General features: G+C 40.4%; 17 protein-coding genes. 12 read left to right on the forward strand and 5 right to left on the reverse strand.

All coding sequences use genetic code 11. The features are described 5' to 3' along the window. The first annotated feature begins 15 nt into the window (after window positions 1-15). The 7 genes from ACNKW3_RS03335 to ACNKW3_RS03365 all read left to right on the forward strand — a co-directional run bounded on the left by ACNKW3_RS03335 (window position 16) and on the right by ACNKW3_RS03365 (window position 5,063). Window positions 16-234, forward strand: coding sequence for an addiction module protein (locus ACNKW3_RS03335; protein ID WP_427397848.1), 219 nt, complete (start codon window positions 16-18; stop codon window positions 232-234). Window positions 235-237: 3 nt separating this feature from the next. Next, window positions 238-534 carry a type II toxin-antitoxin system RelE/ParE family toxin gene (locus tag ACNKW3_RS03340; protein WP_427397849.1) on the forward strand — a complete coding sequence of 99 codons (297 nt, stop codon included), beginning with the start codon at window positions 238-240 and terminating at the stop codon, window positions 532-534. Window positions 535-590: 56 nt separating this feature from the next. Beyond that, window positions 591-1,049, forward strand: a complete 459-nt coding sequence (locus tag ACNKW3_RS03345) for an N-acetyltransferase family protein (protein ID WP_427397850.1) — start codon at window positions 591-593, stop codon at window positions 1,047-1,049. Between the two features lie 271 nt (window positions 1,050-1,320). After that, complete coding sequence (locus ACNKW3_RS03350) at window positions 1,321-1,638, forward strand: hypothetical protein (protein ID WP_427397851.1); 318 nt, start codon at window positions 1,321-1,323, stop codon at window positions 1,636-1,638. Window positions 1,639-1,716: 78 nt separating this feature from the next. Continuing rightward, entirely contained in the window at window positions 1,717-3,792 is a 2,076-nt protein-coding gene (gene recG / locus ACNKW3_RS03355) for an ATP-dependent DNA helicase RecG (RefSeq protein WP_427397852.1), read from the forward strand. Next, window positions 3,773-4,573 (forward strand): class I SAM-dependent methyltransferase, encoded by an 801-nt coding sequence (locus ACNKW3_RS03360; protein ID WP_427397853.1) that lies wholly within the window; start codon window positions 3,773-3,775, stop codon window positions 4,571-4,573. The genes recG and ACNKW3_RS03360 overlap by 20 nt, the downstream gene beginning before the upstream one ends. A 16-nt stretch (window positions 4,574-4,589) precedes the next feature. Beyond that, the gene (locus ACNKW3_RS03365; RefSeq protein ID WP_427397854.1) at window positions 4,590-5,063 is read left to right on the forward strand and encodes a peroxiredoxin; all 474 of its coding nucleotides are present in this window, start codon (window positions 4,590-4,592) and stop codon (window positions 5,061-5,063) included. 2 nt (window positions 5,064-5,065) lie between these two features. On the opposite strand, the gene ACNKW3_RS03370 is transcribed toward ACNKW3_RS03365, so the two are convergent. Next, window positions 5,066-5,893, reverse strand: a complete 828-nt coding sequence (locus tag ACNKW3_RS03370) for a phytanoyl-CoA dioxygenase family protein (RefSeq protein WP_427397855.1) — start codon at window positions 5,891-5,893, stop codon at window positions 5,066-5,068. 316 nt (window positions 5,894-6,209) lie between these two features. Here ACNKW3_RS03370 and ACNKW3_RS03375 point away from each other — a divergent pair, with 316 nt between their 5' ends. Together ACNKW3_RS03375 and ACNKW3_RS03380 are read left to right on the forward strand one after the other, a co-directional pair. Next, a complete protein-coding gene (locus ACNKW3_RS03375) occupies window positions 6,210-9,953 on the forward strand; it encodes a TIR domain-containing protein (RefSeq protein WP_427397856.1) in 3,744 nt (1,247 codons plus the stop codon). 50 nt (window positions 9,954-10,003) lie between these two features. Further along, entirely contained in the window at window positions 10,004-10,885 is an 882-nt protein-coding gene (locus ACNKW3_RS03380) for a hypothetical protein (RefSeq protein WP_427397857.1), read from the forward strand. Here the strand turns inward: ACNKW3_RS03380 and ACNKW3_RS03385 are convergent. Beyond that, a complete protein-coding gene (locus ACNKW3_RS03385) occupies window positions 10,882-11,772 on the reverse strand; it encodes a dihydrodipicolinate synthase family protein (protein WP_427397858.1) in 891 nt (296 codons plus the stop codon). The genes ACNKW3_RS03380 and ACNKW3_RS03385 overlap by 4 nt on opposite strands. 149 nt (window positions 11,773-11,921) lie before the next feature. On the opposite strand from ACNKW3_RS03385, the gene ACNKW3_RS03390 reads away from it, so the two are divergent. From ACNKW3_RS03390 to ACNKW3_RS03400, 3 genes are all read left to right on the forward strand, one after another. Further along, window positions 11,922-12,362 carry a methyltransferase family protein gene (locus tag ACNKW3_RS03390; RefSeq protein ID WP_427397859.1) on the forward strand — a complete coding sequence of 147 codons (441 nt, stop codon included), beginning with the start codon at window positions 11,922-11,924 and terminating at the stop codon, window positions 12,360-12,362. A gap of 15 nt (window positions 12,363-12,377) precedes the next feature. After that, the gene (locus ACNKW3_RS03395) at window positions 12,378-13,559 is read left to right on the forward strand and encodes an NAD(P)/FAD-dependent oxidoreductase (protein WP_427398179.1); all 1,182 of its coding nucleotides are present in this window, start codon (window positions 12,378-12,380) and stop codon (window positions 13,557-13,559) included. 266 nt (window positions 13,560-13,825) lie between these two features. Further along, complete coding sequence (locus ACNKW3_RS03400; RefSeq protein ID WP_427397860.1) at window positions 13,826-14,119, forward strand: GIY-YIG nuclease family protein; 294 nt, start codon at window positions 13,826-13,828, stop codon at window positions 14,117-14,119. A gap of 201 nt (window positions 14,120-14,320) precedes the next feature. On the opposite strand, the gene ACNKW3_RS03405 is transcribed toward ACNKW3_RS03400, so the two are convergent. The 3 genes from ACNKW3_RS03405 to ACNKW3_RS03415 all read right to left on the reverse strand — a co-directional run bounded on the left by ACNKW3_RS03405 (window position 14,321) and on the right by ACNKW3_RS03415 (window position 17,108). Beyond that, window positions 14,321-14,809 carry a response regulator gene (locus ACNKW3_RS03405; protein WP_427397861.1) on the reverse strand — a complete coding sequence of 163 codons (489 nt, stop codon included), beginning with the start codon at window positions 14,807-14,809 and terminating at the stop codon, window positions 14,321-14,323. A gap of 330 nt (window positions 14,810-15,139) precedes the next feature. Then, on the reverse strand, window positions 15,140-15,943 hold the full coding sequence (locus tag ACNKW3_RS03410; protein WP_427397862.1) for an XRE family transcriptional regulator: 804 nt from the start codon (window positions 15,941-15,943) through the stop codon (window positions 15,140-15,142). A 361-nt stretch (window positions 15,944-16,304) separates the two neighbouring features. Next, window positions 16,305-17,108 (reverse strand): sterol desaturase family protein, encoded by an 804-nt coding sequence (locus ACNKW3_RS03415; protein WP_427397863.1) that lies wholly within the window; start codon window positions 17,106-17,108, stop codon window positions 16,305-16,307. Window positions 17,109-17,328 lie beyond the last annotated feature (220 nt).

The raw sequence follows: 17,328 nt of genomic DNA on the forward strand, positions 1-17,328 counted from the left end.
TTTAGGAGCCTTCTTATGTCCGATGCCTTAAAAGTCATGCTGGAAACAATCGATCAGCTTAGCACTAAAGAAAAAGCTCTTGCCGCTCATTGCTTGCTGACCGCAATGGACGCAAAAATTGATAGCGATGTAGAGTCTGAATGGCTGAAACTCGCTGAGTCTCGTAGCGCTGAAATAGAGTCCGGTAAAGTTAAGAGTATCTCATGGGAAGAAATTGAAAGAGATCTTAGATAAGAGATGCTACCAGTTTCTTTTCACCCGGAAGTTAAGACTGAAATCAAAAATTCTTTCGACTGGTATCAAGAGCAATCGCTTGGGTTGGGTTATGAGTTTTCTCAGGAATTAAAGGAATCGATAAATTCTATTCGCTCCTTGCCATCTTCTTGGGCAAAAGTCGGACAATCTCATCGGCGATTTGTCTTAAGTCGTTTTCCGTATTCGATAGTTTACAAAATCATCAAGGATAAAGAAATAATCGTGGTTGCTATTATGCACAACCACAGAAAGCCGGGATATTGGCATGAGCGCGGCTAACAAGGCGTAGCAACGGACTGCCAAATCTGGCGTTGTGTGCTTTGGTGGAAACGAATATGGAAATCACAATTAGACGAATCGAAATAGAAAGCATTGAGGATAAAAGTACATTCGAGACTTTGTTCAAAGAGTACCTATCTGGGTTATCGGTTGAATTAGATCCTTCTGTTATTGATCAGTTGTTTGCGCTGCCTTATTTCCATGGAATTATCAGTTTTGTAGACAACAAGCCTGCCGGGTTTGCGGTTTGTTTTGAATCTTTCTCAACTTATCGTGCGCAAAGAGTGATGAATATCCATGACTTTATGGTATCTGATAGCTTTCGTAGAAAAGGTGTTGGCAAGGCGCAACTGAGAGGTATCGAACAGTATTGTCGTGATAATAATTACGTCAAAATCACACTTGAGGTCGGTGATGATAATGTTGCAGCTAAAAAGCTCTATAGTTCATTGGACTACGAAGATTACAGAGTAGTTTTGAAAGGTCAGCAACATTGGCAAAAGTACCTGAATTAGCACGCACATACAAACTGTTTAAGGGTGATTCGCAACGCGTGGCATATTTACTATGCGTTGGTTTAGGTGATTAGGGGTATGCGGCGGCATCAATATTACGTTGCTTAAGCCTTAGCAGTTGTTGAATGTCAACTGCACAAGAAGAACACTAGCCGAATAAAAGGTTTTCAATCCTAGAATGCTGATAGTCGCAAAACCAACACAAAGTACAGGTGATATTTTCCTCATTTAGCTTACATTTAGGAGACGTTTGATAATAAGGAAATTACTCATGTCTAATATAAAAGTGCCAGTCACTGCTTCAACTAAAAAATGGTTAAACAAAAATTTATCTGATACTCCCTTTAAAACCATAGAAGAATATGTCGGCGCATTGATTGAACTGGAAAGGTCGGTAAAAGATATTCAAGAATTCGCTGATTGTGGGTGTCCACTGTGTAAAGAAATGATAGAAAGTGGAGCGCCAATTATAACCCATGTGCTAGATCAGGATTTTGATGATGATATGATGGATGATGACGACGAAGAGGGCAACAAAGGCTATTTTGTTCAGGTGGTGAGTAAACTACCCTTCGACAAAACCCACTAACTTTGCAGTATAGAAAAGGTGTGGATAACGGAATTCTTTGTTAATCTGTAGCAAAACAATTAATAAGAAAAAGAATTGATGCAATCCCTTGCTGATACTTCTGTTACTAGCTTAAAAGGTGTAGGGGCAAAAGTAGCAGAAAAATTATCAAAATTAGGCATTAAAACGCTACAGGATGTGATATTTCACCTGCCTTTGCGTTATGAAGATCGTACTCGACTTTATCCTATCGCTGACCTCTATGGATACTTAAATGTAACCGTTCAAGGGGAGGTTGTTTCTGCTGATATTAAATATGGTCGAAAGCGGATGCTGGTGGTCAAATTAGCTGACGGCACGGGTGGGATTAATTTGCGTTTTTTTCATTTCTCTGCTGCGCAGTTAAAAGGATTTACCACGGGTACTACAGTGCGGGCTTTTGGTGAGGTAAGGACGGGTCCTTCGGGTCTGGAGATGATGCATCCAGAATATAAAGTTGTTTCAGACGGCAGTGCGGCAGGCATGGAAGAATCCCTGACGCCAATATATCCGACGACAGAAGGCGTTAATCAATTAACCTTGCGAAAGTTATCGTCTCAAGCACTAACGCAATTGAACAAAGGTGCGTTATTAGACTTACTACCTCAGGGTTTGTATAACAATCAAATGTCGTTATCCGAGGCGTTGCATTTAGTGCATCGACCACCGCCAGATGTCGATTTAGAAATGCTAACTGAAGGTAAACATCCGGCTCAACAACGTTTAATAATCGAAGAGTTGTTGGCACATCATTTAAGTATGCTGAAAGTTAGAGCGCAGAGTAAACAAGATCCAGGTTTCTCGATTTCTCCTGATACTGGATTAAAACAGAAATTTCTTAGCACATTACCTTTTGCACCTACGGGAGCACAAGTAAGAGTGGTGCAAGAAATAGAAGCGGATTTGGTCAAGGGCTTACCCATGATGCGCCTTGTGCAAGGGGATGTGGGTTCAGGGAAAACTTTGGTGGCAGCCTTGGCTACTTTGTCTGTCATTAGTGCCGGTTATCAGGTGGCACTAATGGCGCCCACTGAATTATTAGCAGAACAGCATGCAAAAAATTTCACTGATTGGCTCACTCCTTTGGGTATTAACGTGGGTTGGCTAGCTGGAAAGCTTAAAGGGAAAACAAGAACTAATGTTCTTGAATCGCTAAAAAGTGGCGAAACTCAAGTACTTGTAGGTACTCATGCTATATTTCAAGACGCAGTTGAGTATCATAATTTAGCCTTAGTGATTGTGGACGAACAACACAGGTTTGGTGTTCATCAGCGCTTGGCGCTGAGGCAAAAAGGAGAGGTGCAAGGACGTTATCCTCATCAATTGATAATGACTGCAACACCAATTCCCAGAACCTTGGCAATGACAGCTTACGCAGATTTAGATACCTCTATTATTGACGAACTGCCACCAGGACGAACTCCTGTAAAAACCGTAGTTTTGCCAGATTCCAGACGTTCTGAAATTATCGAAAGAGTTAGAAAGTCTGCGTTGGAAGATAAACGTCAAATCTATTGGGTTTGTACCCTGATCGAAGAATCTGAAGTACTGCAATGTCAGGCCGCAGAAGATACTGCAATCAGTTTGCGCACCGCATTACCTGATCTCAACGTTGGTTTAGTTCACGGACGCCTCAAACCTGCTGAAAAACAAGCTATAATGGACGAATTTAAACAAGGAGAACTCGATCTCTTAGTGGCGACCACTGTGATTGAAGTAGGTGTAGATGTGCCAAATGCAAGCCTGATGATTATCGAAAATCCTGAGCGTCTAGGATTGGCACAATTGCATCAATTAAGAGGAAGGGTTGGTAGAGGCTCAGTAGAAAGTCATTGTGTATTGATGTATCAAAATCCTCTGTCAAAAACCGCGAGTAAACGCCTCGGCGTATTGCGAGAATCAAACGACGGGTTTTACATTGCAGAAATGGATTTAGAAATTCGGGGACCTGGTGAGCTATTGGGAACAAAACAAACCGGTGTGGCCGATCTTAAGATTGCAGATTTAGTTCGAGATACAGCTTTAGTCTCTGAGGTAAAACACATTGCTGAGGTAGTTTGGCAACAGCATAGAAAAAATGCATTGGCGTTAATTGATCGATGGTTGGCATATAAAGATGACTACAGCAACGCATAATATTGTCATTTTAATCGAAGATATTGGTAGCATCAGTGCATTTGAATCGGCTGAAAAGCTATCTAAAAAAACCGGTTTCCCCGTATTTCAGATCAAAGGTGAAAATAAAAAGCGCACCTTTAATCAAGAACAATGGCAACTGGTGTACACCGAAAAAGGTTTATCTTTACGTTTATCTTCAGAGCCCAGTTGGGGAGACATTCGTGTTGATTTTGCCTCTGCAGCCTTGGCTTATCGAAAACAGCACGGCGGTGGAAGAAATGAGCCTCTAGCTAAAGCCATTGGAATTAAAGGCAAAACATCCTTAAATGTACTAGATTGCACAGCGGGCATGGGCAAGGATAGTTTTGTCATGGCAAGTGTAGGTGCTCATGTCACTATGGCCGAGCGAAGTCCTATTGTCGGCGCTTTGCTTGAAGATGCATTGATACGAGCAACGAATGACAATATAGATATCGCGAGTCGATTATCTCTTATTAATAAAGATGCTAGTGAGGTTTTAGCCGAAAAATTAATCCAACCTGAGGTTATCTATTTGGATCCTATGTTTCCACATAAGAAAAAATCAGCTATGGTGAAAAAAGAAATGCAGGCTTTTCAACGATTATTGGGGCCAGATACTGATAGTGATAAATTGATGTCACTAGCGCTGGATTGCGCAAGTCAACGAGTGGTGGTAAAAAGACCTAATCAAGCAGAGCCAATTCATGTTGCCTCAGGCCGAAAACCTGACATGGCAATCAAATCTAAAAAGCATCGATTTGATGTGTATTTAATTTAAATAAAGGACAGTATTTATGATAGAAGTAGGCGCAGCATTACCGGAAATTACTTTCGCGACTCTCCAAGACGGCGAAATGCAAAATCCACACACCAATGATCTATTTGCTGGCAAAAAAGTGGTTCTTTTTGCTGTACCGGGCGCATTCACACCGACCTGTTCTCAAGCCCATTTACCAGGCTATGTTGCACTCGCTGATAAAATCAAAGCTAAAGGCGTAGATAGCATTATTTGTTTGTCAGTTAACGACGCATTTGTAATGGATGCTTGGGGTAAAGCATCCAATGCAGAAGAAATTCTTATGTTAGCAGATGGCAAAGGGGCATTTACTTCTGCTATTGGCTTAGACATGGATACAGACAACTTTGGCGGTATTCGCTCTCAACGATACAGCATGCTAGTTGAAGATGGCATCGTAAAAGCGCTTAACCTTGAAGATCCAGGTCGCTTTGAAGTAAGCGACGCTGAGTCCATGCTGAAATCTCTCTAGGTCTACAAACTAAGGGGTGCAGCTTTAAGCCAGTTAAATTCGCTGTAGTGAGTGTTTGCCGAAGTGATATGCAAGGTAAATGCATGACGAGATTTAGCTGAGCGATTAGCTGCACTAAAGTGCGGTAACACACCATTAAACACAACCAATGAGCCAGCTTTGACTTCTACTGGCGTTGCCACAGATTCATCTGGCCATTCAATATCTTCTAATTGCTCTAATCCAGTTGTGTCATCTGGATAACGCTTAAATTGTTCTTTTAAAGGAAAATTAGCACCATCAGGAGCAACTTGCAGACAACCATTTTCTAAGGTGGCATCTTCAATGGCAAACCAAAACGTCACTACGGATAGAGGGCTGGTGTAGAAATAGGTGGCATCTTGATGCCAACGCACTACGCCACCAATCTTGGGTTGTTTAAAAATATACATAGATTGGCGTATTTCCGGTGATTCAACACCCAGATCCATAGCAATCTGTTTAATGATATCTGCGCTAGCAAACTGCTTAAATTCGGGCACCAACATATGTAAAGCATGGCCAATTTTATTGATACTTAACTGCTTTTCTTGGCAAAGTTCACCATCAGCGTTAAACGCATCTTCTTCAAAAAAACATCTCACTTTATCATCAGAAGTTAAGAAATATTGATCGCGATTAGTGTCTGCATTTTCCGTTGAAAAGATGGATCTGGTAGATTCGGGATCGAACTCATCTACAATTCTCATTGCGGCTGTTTTTAATGCACTAATTTGATTAGCATTAAAAAGTTCAGGTAGTACTAAATAGCCTTGATTTTCATATAATTGTTTTTGTTCAACCGACAACATTGTGTATTAACCTTGAATAAATAAATCGGCTTAATTTTATCACAGCTATTTAAAACTAGCGCGGCAGATTCTACAAGTTATCAAAGTATGCTTAAATGAATCTGATTTACCTTTTATTTTAATTTGATTTTCTTGGAGATGGAAAACTATGCCAAGAAAGATCCTAGGTTGCTTGGACTAATAAGTCGTTAAAGGTAGTCGATATAATTAAACACGGGACACAACATTGTTCAGGGAATCTATTCGCTATTTTTAGCCATGGGAATTTGATGTTGTATGCAGTTGCTAGTTTCAAAAATAGGATAAATTAAACAGCATGGTACCTAAACAAAAGCAATATCACGCGTTTATTTCTTACCGTCATGCAGATAATAAACAAGAAGGCAGAAAGTGGGCGACCTGGCTTCATCAAGCTATAGAAACCTATGAAGTTCCAGAAGATTTATTATCTCGCAAATTACCTAATGGCGAACCCATTCCATCCCGAATATATCCTATTTTTAGAGACGAAGATGAGTTACCCGCTGATGCTGATCTAGGCGGGGCTATCACTAAAGCATTGGATAGAAGTAACCTGCTCATCGTACTTTGTTCTCCGCGTGCCGTGCAAAGTACTTATGTTGCTGATGAAATTGATTACTTTAAGAAACTCGGACGTTCAGATCGCATTATCGCAGCAATTATCGATGGCGAACCTAATGCTAGCTTGGATGCGGGCAAACAATCTAGCCAATTCTCGGCTGAAGATGAATGTTTTCCAATTCCGCTACAATACGAATATGTGGACGGCGCAAGAACTGATAAACGAGCCGAACCCATTGCCGCTGATTTTCGAGTAACACTAGACAATATTGCACAACAAGGCTGGACCAGCCCTCAAGCTTTACGAGAGGAATTAAAGCATCAAGGTGTCGCCAACGAAAAAATAGCCGAACTAGTGGCTGACTACGAAAAGCAATTGCATCTAATGCTGCTAAAAATTATTGCCGGTATTTTAGGTGTGCCGTTAAGTGATTTAACTCAGCGGGACAAAGAATATCAGCTGGCGTTAGAGCGACAAAGAGCGAAAAAACTTCGGCGCTGGTTAGGGTTAACCGCAGGTCTTGCTACCGTTGCCATTGTCGCTGGCGCTTTTGCTTACTTTAAGCAGCAAGAAGCAGTGGAGCAGCGAGAGGTTGCCCAAGCGCAAACTAAGATCGCAGAAGCTCAGACTGTCATTGCAGAACAGCAAAAAGACAAAGCCGAGCAAGAACTCTATAAAGTGTCTATGCTCGCGGCGCGGGATTTATTTTCTCGGGGCGAAATTGACGAAGTACGCAACGTGATTCACGAAACCGCAGAAAAATATCGTAACATTGAATGGCATTGGTTCGATAAGTTATCCAATACTCGTCCTTGGACGGTGGATCTCGGTGGCGTAGGTAAGAGCATCGATGGCACTAGCAGTATATTTGTTGTTAATGAGAAGTCATTAATTGAGGTCGATAAATCTACTGGTAATATCCAAGGTCGCTATGACATCTCAATTGATAACCTTTGGAAAATTAATCAAGCGCAATCCTTGGTGATTGGATTGCAGCACCGATATTCCGATGGCAATTTATTGCTCGTACAAAACTATAAAACGGGTGAAGTACTTCATCAATTTGTTGTCAAAGGCGTTTCAATTTATCAAAAACCCCAGGAGCATAACGAAAAACTCTATTTAGTATTAGAGAATAACCAAATTACAAGTATCGATTTATCCAGTTTTGAACAGGCTTTTCATCAACCTTCAGGTGTACCTGAATATGCTACTTTCACTGAGGTTTATGTAGATGGTCAACATAATAAAATATTGCTCACTGGCATGGGTGATACTTTTATGCTGGATACTCAGTGGCAGTTTCAACAACACTTCGATGGCGGCGATCTGGTAGGTAATTATGCAGATGAAGAAAGCCCGTTCAATTCTGATGCAAGTAAACTAGCGCTGGAGTATCTAAATCGAGTAGCAATTTATGATACCCAAAGCGGAGAAAGAGTATTCTCAAAACGCCTACATTCGTTTAGTTCTCGGGATCGCTATGGCCCGTCAACAAAAATTAATGCCCTTAGTTTTATTAACGATCAAACCCTATTATCCGCCGGCAACGATAATACAGTCAAAATCCTTAATTGGCAGGATGAAACTTGGCTAACCTTAGGCGATGAAAATGGTTATGATTGGGATGATTATCCCATCTACCAAGTACACCGATTAAATGCCCATGAAATTTTAGTACATGGCGTTTCAGGTCTGCATTTGTACACAGGTGAAAAGTTTACCAATCACAAAACCCTGTTTATTGAAGGAGAACCCATTACCTCCTTATTCGTCTCTGAACAAGGGAACGAAATTTATATGGGAGCCAAAAATGGACAGTTTCAAAGATGGAATAAGTCTAATCAACTAGGTGCTTTTCAAGCAAAACCTAAACATAATCTAAGGCTATCAACGCCGAGTCTAGACTATACAAATGACGGGATAATTGATGCCAGCGGAGAACTAGTAGCGTCTGGTGTCTGGTTTACCCAGACATTTGAAGGCAAACAGGTGCATTGGCTTAAAGACAAAGAAAATAACATCCTTGGGGCTTACACCACTGAGGTTGAAACTACTAATGAAGTTCAAAAAAGCAATGCAGAAACCGCCCAAGAAATTGACTATCCCTTTATGAATCAACAAGGACTTTGTATTAGCGCGCGTCAAAGTGGTAGCAATGAGATCTTTACCTTACTCGACTGCAATTCCTATGATCCGCCTAAAACTGACTGGTTTCAGTTAAGTAATAACGATCGAATAGCCGAATCGAACTTTTTAACCAATGAGCGGCTATTACTACAAACATCGGGCGAATACTTTTTGGAATTTGATATTACTAAAAATCAAATTATTCGACAGTGGCATATGCCAACCCAAAGCCGAGGCTCAGAAACAATAACAGTGCAAGCCGCCACCTTTGAAGAGCAAGATAGTTACACCTCTAGTTTGGGTGAATGGGAGCCAATTTTTTATGATGACGGTACAGTTCTGCTTACTAAAGATGACCAACTTTATTCATTTAATCTGCAACGTTTTAGTGCCGAAGAAGTGGTTTCCGAAACTGAGACTGTGCAAGGCGCTTGTTTAAATACCACGACGGGCAGTTCTGCTAGCTATGCAAAAAATAGCGTAAAAATAACCCATGCTCCGCGCAACACAGAACGCGAATTTAATTTTCCAGAACTCGTTGATAATTGTACTTGGTTAGATGCTGATAACTTGCTGGTGGATAGCTTGCGCATCACGGCGATTTATAATGTAGCTGAAGGGCAAATCATCCATACGTTATTGAACACTTCCACGTCTGATGACTCAATAGTGGATTTGAATACGGATACCAGTTTGCCGATTCTGCCATTATTCTCGGTTGAGCAAAACAAGCTGTTATTTGAATACGGTTATGAAAGAGGGAGCTTTGATTTTTATGACGAATACGATGAGTATAATCCTTGGAAAAAGACCAGCTATAGGCGAGGGGCTCGTTTACTCGATCTTGCGACCGGTAAATCAATGCCATGGTTGGAAGACTACAAACCCAACGGAAACTATGTACATGCTGTCAGTCAGGATCAAAAGCTAGTATTTGTCACGGAAGATGGACAACAAAGCGGCATTTGGTCGTCCGATGGCAAAAAACTTCACACCATCAAGAGTCTTTCTGGTGAACTATTGTCAGCTAATTTTTCTAACAATGGTGCTTTATTAGCCCTAGGAACCTCTGATCGCTTGGTGCGTATCTTTGATGTTCAGACAGGAAAACTCAGGTTAGAATTAGCTGGCCATAACGATGGTGTAGTTAACATTATTTGGCTTGCAGAAGATTCACGCCTACTCAGTTTTGGCTTGGACGGCATCTTAAATCTATGGGATCCAAATACTGGCCGATTAATGTTTTCCTATCAACTAAACAAAAAAGCTAACCAAATACTATTGAATGAAAAAGACAAAAGCTTGATAGGGCTGTTTGAAGATTCTCGCCTTATCATTCCGTTATAAATAGATTCCGTTGTAAACCAGCATTAGTTTAAGACTCAAAGGCGTAGATCATGTTTGAACAAGTTGCCGCAATTGATTGGTCTGGCGCAAAATCGCCGCAACGAAGCTTTGCTGTGTCTTTAGCTGTGTGCCAAGCTAATTCCACGGACGCCCCTGTTGCAATTCCCAATAAAATGTCACGAACAGATATTTATCATTGGATTAGCGAGCAAATTGTTAACCATAAAAAAACCTTAGTGGGTATAGATTGCAATTTAGGTTACGCCGCTAATGTAGTTAAGAACCAATTTGGCAATCACATGAATTATTGGCAACTTTGGTCAGAAATTGAAAATATATGCAGTGCTGAGGGTAATTTTTTTGCCGGTAAATTTTGGACCCATGAAGTCTATGGTGAAACCTTTTGGACACAAGGGAAAAAACCTGACTGGTTTGATACTAAATTACTTCGCAGAAAAACCGAACATGCCGCAGTGAGCCAAGGGTTTGGTGATCCTGAAAGCCCATTTAAACTCATTGGTGCGAAGCAAGTAGGGAAAGGCGGTCTTGCAGGTATGCGAGTCATGCATAAATTGAAATCAGAATTTGGCGATAAAATTGCCATTTGGCCATTTGAAGCTGGATTAATAAACTCGGCGACCGTTGTAGTGTCTGAAAATTTTCCACGAACTTTCATTCGTAAAGCGGGAATGGGCAATCAAAAACTGCGCACTTTAGAAGACTTAAATCAAGCATTAGCGTACTTCAATACACGCCCTTATTTTACTTCTGATAGTATTAATGACCATCTCACTGATGCAATCATCGCCGCCGCCGGCATGCGATGGGTGTTTGAAAATGAAACTCCTTTGAACACCGAGTTGTTGCCTGAAGAATCAACCCAAATTGAAGGTTGGATTTTTGCTGTTGCGCCTGAATATGCGCTTACCTAAAGCTGTTTGCTACGAATAAATGACTCAAGCTGTGCTCGGTCTTCAGAATCCAAGGCTTTTAATGGCGAAGGAAGGTTTGACTCTTGGGTAATGCCTAAAATGTTTGCAGCACTAGCCATAACTCGTAAACCGCCTTTATTTTTAGCAAATAACTCCCAAAGAACAGCATAGTCATCAGATTCCGTTTGGGCGTCATCAGCGCGGTTGTCGGCTACCATTGATATCCATTTTTTTATGGTTGTTGGAAAAAGTCCACCCACCACCGATAACCATAAATCACAGCCTTGTGCCATTCCAGCCACACCAAATTTGTCACCGCTGACGCCAATGGCTACATGTTCTGGAAACAGGTTTCTCAAGCGTTCTAGCCGTTGCTTTCCTGAATCATTTTCGAAAGGCATGCCGGGAATCTTGACCGCGCCTATATTGGGTAATTTGCTTAGGGATCCATATACCGAATCACTAAATTCAAAACCTGTGACGCCGGGGTTTTCATAAATGCAAAGTGGCACTGATATTTGAGAACAAACAGTCTCATATAAAGAAATGACCTCATGATCATGTAATCTATGATAGGAAACTGGCGCTAGTAAAAGGGCATCAACCCCGGCTTTCTGAGCTATTTCAGCCTTTTTGAGTACCTCTTTGGTTCGCACTGCACCAATGCCCACCATCACAGGTGTATTACCGGCGAGTTCCACGGCTCTTTTCGTCACTTGAGCATATTCGTCATGGTTCATGTAAGGGTATAAACCAGTTGAACCAAGAGGGCAAATAGAGTCAACGTTCGCTGACACCAACCTTTCTATCAATACTTCAAAGGCAGCAAAATCAACTTCATCATTTTTGAAGGGGGTGAGAGGAAAAGCGGCGAGACCTTCGAACATGTTTCTACACTATATGAACTAAAATCCTAGCATACTAAATAGAACTTAATTGCGCAGTAGAAAAACGTCATTCATTGAAAAAGTCCACTTAAAAACCCAGTCTTGATCATTTATACTACTTTTGGAACAGACTTCGAAGAACAACAACAATGATAAATGTCCCTCCGGTAGTACAAGCGCTAGTTGCGGCCATTTTAATGTCTACAGTGGCTATCATTGATAGGCAATACAGTGGAATGTTAAGAGGTATTGCCGTTGGATTGGCGTTTATTGGTATGGCGATAGCCGTTATAGGTGTATGGCAATTCAAAAAACATCGCACCACGGTGAATCCAGTCTCCCCTGAAAAAAGCTCGACCTTAGTTACTTGGGGCATTTATGCCTATACACGCAATCCCATGTATGTCGGAATGGTATTTGTATTGATTGCATGGGCGCTTTGGTTGGGAAGCGCGTTTTCGTTGATCATTGTGCCATTGTTTATGCTATCCATGACCTATCTACAGATTAAACGAGAAGAAATTGCTTTGCAGCAAATCTTCGGCGATGACTACATCGAATATTCAAACAAAGTGCGGCGTTGGCTTTAATCTCTTATGTCTTTGATAACCGATTATGATGTAGTTGTGTTAGGCGCGGGTGCGGCAGGACTTTTTTGCGCCATTGAAGCCGGAAAGCGCGGTCGAAAAGTGGTAGTGATTGACCATGCGAAGCGCCTTGGCGGTAAAATTTTAATGTCAGGAGGTGGTCGCTGTAATTTTACCAACATGTACACCAGCCCTGAAAATTACATTTCTGAAAACCCACACTTTTGTAAGTCCGCACTAAGTCGTTATACCCAGTGGGATTTTATTGATTTGGTTTGCCAGTATAAAATTCCTTACCATGAAAAGACCCTCGGCCAATTATTTTGCGATGATACTGCAAAATATATAGTGGACATGCTATTAGCCGAATGTAAGAAAGCCGGCGTTATTATCTTAAACCGGTGTGACTTTAACGCTGTTGTTAAGCTTGGTTCGGGGTATCAGGTGGATACTGCTAAAGGTCAATTCTTAGCGCAAAGTTTTGTTGTTGCAACCGGTGGATTGAGTATGCCAAAGCTAGGGGCAACGCCCGTTGGTTATAAGATTGCAGAACAATTTGGTATGCAAATAGTGCCTACCAGAGCAGGGCTGGTTCCTTTTACTCTGCACGAGCAAGATAAAGAAGTGTTATCCACCTTGAGTGGGGTTTCTGTTGATGCCAGCGCCGAGTGCAATAACACCCATTTCAATGAAAATATTCTATTCACACACCGTGGTTTAAGCGGCCCAGCGGTGCTGCAAATATCATCCTATTGGCTGCCCGGCCAAGAAGTAGAATTCAATTTATCACCGCAGGTGGATTTAGCTGATTATCTAAGCCAATCTCAACAAAAAACGCCAGACGCATTGGTGTCTACAGCATTGTCGAATCATTACCCAAAACGAATGGTGCAAGCACTGCTACCTTATTTTGGTATTAGCAATAAACCGCTTAAACAGTTCAATCTAAGAGAGTTACAACAGGTAATTGATGCCTTTACGCAATGGCGTATAAAACCCAATGGCACCGAAGGATACAGAACCGCAGAGGTCACCTTGGGTGGCGTTGATACCAAGTACTTATCCTCTAAAACCATGGAATCCACCCAACATAAAGGCTTGTACTTTATTGGTGAAGTCATAGATGTCACTGGCTGGCTAGGAGGCTACAATTTCCAATGGGCTTGGTCCAGTGGCTGGGTAGCAGGGCAGGTGGTTTGAATTTGTGTATTTACAATTTAGTTTGCACGCTTCCCTTAAAGTTTGCACATAAATTTTGTTAAACAAAAAACTATCATACTGAACGGCGCAAATGTACGTTAAGCGGAAGTAAGCAACACAGAGCTAACTACGAAGAATCGTCATCGTGGCGCAGGCCACGACCTCCTTGGAACATAGTAAATTTAATTAAAACCGATACAAAGAACAGTCTAAATAAAATGAAAATTCGCTAAGCTTGCTTTATTTGATTACAGGGCATTCCAGTAGTGAAGCAACCTTGTGTTTACATTATTACCAATACGCACAATACAACACTATATATCGGCGTAACGATTAATCTAATTCAACGTATTCATCAACACAAAAACAAGCAAGTAGATGGCTTTAGCAAAAAGTACAACTTGCAAAAGCTGGTGTACTTTGAACAGTTTGTCCTTATGGAGGATGCAATATTAAGAGAAAAGCGCTTAAAAAACTGGCATAGAGAATGGAAAGATAAATTGATCAATACAGAGAATCCGGATTGGGACGATTTGTATGAAGCTTTACTTGTGAATTAACCAACTGCATTAATTTCCAAGGAGGTCGTGGCCTGCGCCACGATGACGATTCTTCGTAGTTAACTTTTAGGCCGCAATTTGTCTCAAGATGCCCATGGCACATTGGGGGTTCAAATGTATGTAAAACTGACGCAGTGAGATTTTCTGAATAATTTCATTCCCCCTGAACATTACTACTGAAGATGGTAAAAATTAGCGTGTCTAGCTATTTAATTTCGGTTCCATAGACACTGATAACGGATGAGAAAGCAGTTTAGTTAACACATTGTTCCAGAAGCCTAAAGTCACCTGCATTACATCGAGCAAACTTGTGTAATCCAAAGGTTTTGACAAGTATGCGCTGCATCCAAGTTGATAACAATCCTGGATGTCTTTGTCAGCATCAGACGTAGAAAAAATGATCACAGGAATATGACGAAAGGTATCGCTTTTCTTTAAGGTTGCTAGTACTTCTTTGCCGTCCATTTTGGGCATATTCAAGTCTAATAATATAAATCTGGGCAAGGTATTGTTTTGTTGTAATTTTTCGATTAAATCAAAACCATTGGCAGCGAGCTGAATCTGATCTTTGTTCAACTTATTTTCCATTAAGGCATCAGAAATTAATTCGCGATCGTCAATGTCATCGTCAACAACGAAAATATACCCCTTGTGTAGAGATAATTTCTGAAGAGATTCGGTTGTTGTCATGTGATTTCCTCTAAGGGGAGTCAAGTGCTAAAGGAAATAAGAATCAAAAGACTAGAATTAGAATTCTAATTTTATTAGCTAGCTAATATTTCATCAGGCTATCATACTCCCGAGGCTTAATTCAACTGAAATAAAGAGCTTTAACTTACTATTTTGGCGATATAAATAAGTATTACTTATATTTAAAGGGCTCTTGTTAGAATTTGTCGTGGCGAGTCTTCATAGGATAGCGGCTGAGTAAAAATAGAATATTTTAACCACGCGGACACTATTAAAAGGAATGAGATCGGTAAGTAAGAGCTTCAGATCCCGTCGTATAATGCAAAAGCTCTACTTATTGTCATTTTTTGCTAACTGGGAAAGTTGTTCTCTGAGCCCTTTTATTTCAGATTCTATCGATTCAAACCTAGCGACATGAGAGCTTTTCTCTGCAGCAAGCTCAGTGGTAATTTTGGCTCTTATTGCCCAAATTTGCAGTACTTCTTCTTTTGGTAATGAGTAAGATTTAAATTCAGCATTGTCGCTTTTGAATATAAAGTGGTTTTCTTCATGCAGATACACGCGTTTAGCAACAATTCCTTCAGCAGTGATCACAATATATAAAGAGCCATCCTGTATAGCTGTGATAGGAGAAACCTTTTCTGTCACAACAATTTCTCTGGGGTGAATCGTCGGCAGCATACTGTCACCGATAATTTCAAACATCCTAAAATCCCCATTGTCAAAGCCGGGAATTCTGTACACATCCAAAGTGGAGATGTAATCAGGTGTTTCGTAGTTTTTTACATATCCGGCATGCGCTTCTTCATTAATAAGTGGTATGAGAGCATCAAGATAAAAAGCGTGGGAAGGCTTTTGTTGGTTTTGGTTAGTTCCGTCTACAGACATATCATTACTTCTAACATTATTTCGAAAAGGCACAGTTCCTAAACCAAGCAATAACCAATTACTGTCTATGCTAAATACGTCACAGAGTTTCTGTATCGTTTGCAGAGATAGAGTGGACTTACCTGCTTCAAGTTGAGATAACGCACCTTGTGTTATTCCTATCTGCGACGCGAAGGCCTTTTGAGACAGTTTTAAATCCGCTCTGATTTCAGTAAGGCGTTCGGCAGTAGATAAAATTTCGGTCATAATATTAATATGCTAATCATTAAATTTAAAGTGTTATTAATAAACTTATAGATATTGCTCGTGAACTAAAGGTAGAGCTTATAGAAATTTTGTTCAGGTCTAAAGCATTTAAATCAATAACTTGATTAATTAATCTTAAATATCAGCAAACAGACTCGCGTATTTTTATTTTTTTATGCACATTATTGGAGTAAATAGCAAATCGTCAGCAAGTGTGCTGGACTTTGAACTACACTTATAAAAAAAGCCCCAATAATTGGAATTTCCAATCACTAGGGGCAATTTAAAGTTTGGGCGTATCTACAATAAGATAAAGCATCAAATACTGTAATTTCTCTCGCCACTTTTAGTTAAGCTTTTATTAACTAAGCCCTGTGTCTGGTTCCTTCTGCATGTCATTAGGTGATGATTTTAACTTAGGTGTGTATACATCTTTAAAACACAACATTTCGATGATGCGATCTGAGGCTCCTTGATAAAACCCAGTGTCAACTTCATCTGTTTTGGGATTTCTAAATGTGCCAAAAATGATATCGAAAATGGGAAGATCGCTATAGTTATACTTATGAATTCCGCGTCCATGATGAATTCTATGACTTTCAGGTCGTTGAATTACAAAACCCAACCAATAAGGAGTTTTCACATTACAATGTTGGAAAACAGCTAAAAATTGCGTGATAAAAAGAAAGTATGTGGCGGCTTCAGGTGACACACCCACAATAACGACTAAACTTAAACTGCCAAGCATTGTAAACCCAAGCATATCGAAGGGACTAAAATAAAAGGCGCCCATTGCATCGACGGTTTCAGCACTGTGGTGCATTTGGTGGAATATCCGCCATAACCATTTGGATTCATGCATAGCTCTGTGCCATACGTATAATAAAAACTCAAATGTAAAAAATGCGGTGATAGCACTGAGCCAAGGATTTGCTTGGGTTAGATCAAATAGTTGATAACTGGCTAAATGAGAGTCCCAAAGCAGGGGTAAGTAACTGGCTAAGTAAAAGTAACAAATAAAGGCGATAGCACACTTTACATACCAGGCTTTCGGTCGCTGCAATTGTTTTGCTGGAAATAAATGTTCTAATATAAAAAGTGTACTGAACATGGCTAAAAGTCCCAAAGAGATTGGGTCGAGTAATATTTCTATTGGTGTTGGCATAATTGCTCCTAGGATGTTGGTGTAAATGGTCTGCAAATTATGCGCGGTGGAAAATAATAAACATGAAGAAGAACACATCAATAGATAATATTTAGATAATTATTAGATAATGATTTCGTTTGTTTAACTAAATCGCTGTATTACCCATAGAAATAGGCTCTATATCATGGTTAATATTAGGGGCTCATATAAGGATGTTTAACGATAAGGATTTAACCTC

It is taken from the genome of Glaciecola sp. 1036, from assembly GCF_050306235.1.
Lineage (GTDB): Bacteria > Pseudomonadota > Gammaproteobacteria > Enterobacterales > Alteromonadaceae > Glaciecola.